This window comes from Pseudoalteromonas sp. NZS71 (genome assembly GCF_015864715.1).
Taxonomy (GTDB): domain Bacteria; phylum Pseudomonadota; class Gammaproteobacteria; order Enterobacterales; family Alteromonadaceae; genus Pseudoalteromonas; species Pseudoalteromonas arctica.
In genome coordinates, this window is sequence record NZ_JADYWS010000066.1 from 1 (window position 1) to 2,365 (window position 2,365).

At 43.2% G+C, this 2,365-nt stretch carries 3 protein-coding genes; all 3 read right to left on the reverse strand.

Annotated features, from left to right (window positions below):
- Positions 1–22: 22 nt before the first annotated feature.
- The gene (locus tag I6E85_RS20700; protein ID WP_024608231.1) at positions 23–1,555 is read right to left on the reverse strand and encodes an IS66 family transposase; all 1,533 of its coding nucleotides are present in this window, start codon (positions 1,553–1,555) and stop codon (positions 23–25) included.
- 86 nt (positions 1,556–1,641) lie between these two features.
- Positions 1,642–1,983: an IS66 family insertion sequence element accessory protein TnpB gene (gene tnpB / locus I6E85_RS20705; protein ID WP_158001143.1), complete on the reverse strand. Its 342-nt coding sequence runs from the start codon at positions 1,981–1,983 to the stop codon at positions 1,642–1,644.
- A 5-nt stretch (positions 1,984–1,988) separates the two neighbouring features.
- Positions 1,989–2,285, reverse strand: coding sequence for a hypothetical protein (locus I6E85_RS20710; protein ID WP_024591198.1), 297 nt, complete (start codon positions 2,283–2,285; stop codon positions 1,989–1,991).
- Positions 2,286–2,365: the final 80 nt, after the last annotated feature.

Below are 2,365 nucleotides of genomic sequence, written 5' to 3' on the forward strand. Positions count from 1 at the left end.
GTAAGCGTCTAGCTAACGACACCTAGCCTTTCTTAATGTTCCAAGGTAACAGCGCCTCAAGGTTATCAGGCTGCTCAGCTAGGTGCTGTAAGCAACTAGAAATATAGTCATGCACCACAAGGTCATTTGCCTTCGCCGTTTCAACAAGGCTATAAAGTACCGCACTGGCATGTGCACCCTTGCTGGTATTTGAGAACAACCAGTTTTTTCGCCCTATCACGAAGGGTTTTATGGCTCGCTCTGCGCGGTTGTTATCTATTTTAAGTCTGCCATCATCAAGGTACCGCCGGAATTTTTCAAATTGATTTATCGCGTAGTTAATGGCTTTACCTAGCGCCATTTTGGGCGGGATTTTATCTTTGTGTTTGAGCAACCATTGGTATAACTCGTCAACAATAGGTTTGGCTTTTTGTTGTCTAACAGTGTACTTCTCTGTGGCTGGCTTATCTTTGATGGCTTGCTCAATACCGTAGAGCTTACCAATGAGGTTGAGCGCTACATCCGCTTTGCCTGTTTTCTTATTATTGCCTTTCGCTTCGATGAATTTACGACGCATATGAGCAAGGCATGCAACCAGTGTTGCCTGAGTTTGCTCATAAGCCTTGTAACCATCAACGTGCATGTAGCCTTGGTAACCATCAAGAAAATCAACCGCACATTGGCCCGCACGGCTGTTATGATAATCGAACAGGACAATATTAGTGCTTTTACCCGGTTTATCATCACCGCAACAATACAGCCACATATAGCTTGTCGCTTTATCTGCGTTGATGACGTTTAACGGGGTTTCATCGCCATGGATAACTGCTTGCGATAACAACACCTCTTTTAAGCGTTGATACAGGGGTGACAACAATTGTGCACAACGTAGCATCCAGCTCGACATGGTTTGCCTGCTTAATTCTATACCAATATCGCCTAACATTGTTTCTAGGCGATAAAGCGGTAAGCCAAACTGGTATTTACACGTGATTATTTGACTCAGCAAGCTGGCCGTTGCGATACTTTTTGGAATGGGTGATGCGGGCATCGGGGCGGATTTCACCACACAATCAATACCTTCTTGCTCACAGTGACGGCATGTATATTTCGGGCGAATCGTTTTAATCACTTTGATATGTGCTGGCACAAAATCTAATGCTTCACTGCTGCTTTCACCCATTTTATGTAAGGTGCTTTGACAGCAATCACATACTTTTTCACCCTCATTGAGGTCAACAATCACGTCTACTCGTGGTAATTGCGCCGGCAGTGGGCGGCGTTTCGGTTTGGCTTTTTCTTTCTTTACTGAGGGCGATGTGGCCAATTGCGATTTATCATACTCATCAAGCGTTTCTTCTGCTTCATTGAATACTTCACCCGCCCCCGGCATTTTTTCTGATTTCTTAGCGTACTCTTTGGCAAGTTTCGCATTATAAGCTTGCAGCAATTCGTGAATTTGCGCATCCTTTTTAGCTAACTCTTCATCTTTTTTAGCGACGACATGTTGCAACTCAAGCAGCATGCGCTTGAGTTGTTCTGGGTCATCAGGAAGTGAGTGTGCATCAAGTTTCATCCCTGCAATTTAACAAAGTTTTATGCACTTTTCTCGTTTGCAGGGCAAATAAAAACGGATGTGTGGCAATGATCGTTTACTGTTAATTAGATCATAGATTGATACTGCAATTCTTCATGGCCAAGCACATCATATCCCGACAACAACCAATCCAGTTGCCCAGAGCTGAGTTCAAATTCTTGCAAAGTGGCTTTATTTGGCCATTTGAACTTTTGTTTTTCGAGTCGCTTATACCACAAAGCAAACCCTGTTTTATCCCAGTACACTAATTTGAGTTTATCTTTCGCTTTGTTGCAAAACAAAAATAGCGCGCCAGTGTAGGCATCACGTTCAAGCTCGCCTTCAACGATGGCGACCAGACCATCAATCGATTTTCGAAAATCCACAGCATCGCGGTGTAAATAAATACGCTCGGGTTCAACAAACATTTTCATCAGGCAAACTCGCGTAACAATTGGCTGAGGTAAGTTGCAGGCGTTGTTGATGGCAAGCTGACTTTTACTTTGCCAACAGTGAGGGTTATCGGCTGTTGCGGCTTGATAACGTCAGGTTGTTTAGTGATTTTGGCGCGAACAAAATTGCCAGGTAATGCCTTTAGCTTGTTTTTTGCGGCATAAAAAGTTGTTTTTGATAAAGTATTTTGCTGACAATACTCAGTGATAGTTAAATCACTCGATTGTTGCTCTTCTATAATACTACGCCATTGCTCAAGGCTACGTGTTTTTCTCATAGCTACCTCTTAATTGAAATTCAGGGATAGCTTAATAGTTTTGACGAGTTACTTGCAGGTGCACTTGGCTAGACGCTTAC

Bases quoted from the DNA above. Each gene is read 5' to 3' on its own strand.
- I6E85_RS20700 (WP_024608231.1), bottom strand. From the start codon at position 1,555: ATGAAACTTGATGCACACTCACTTCCTGATGACCCAGAACAACTCAAG.
- tnpB (WP_158001143.1), bottom strand. From the start codon at position 1,983: ATGTTTGTTGAACCCGAGCGTATTTATTTACACCGCGATGCTGTGGAT.
- I6E85_RS20710 (WP_024591198.1), bottom strand. From the start codon at position 2,285: ATGAGAAAAACACGTAGCCTTGAGCAATGGCGTAGTATTATAGAAGAG.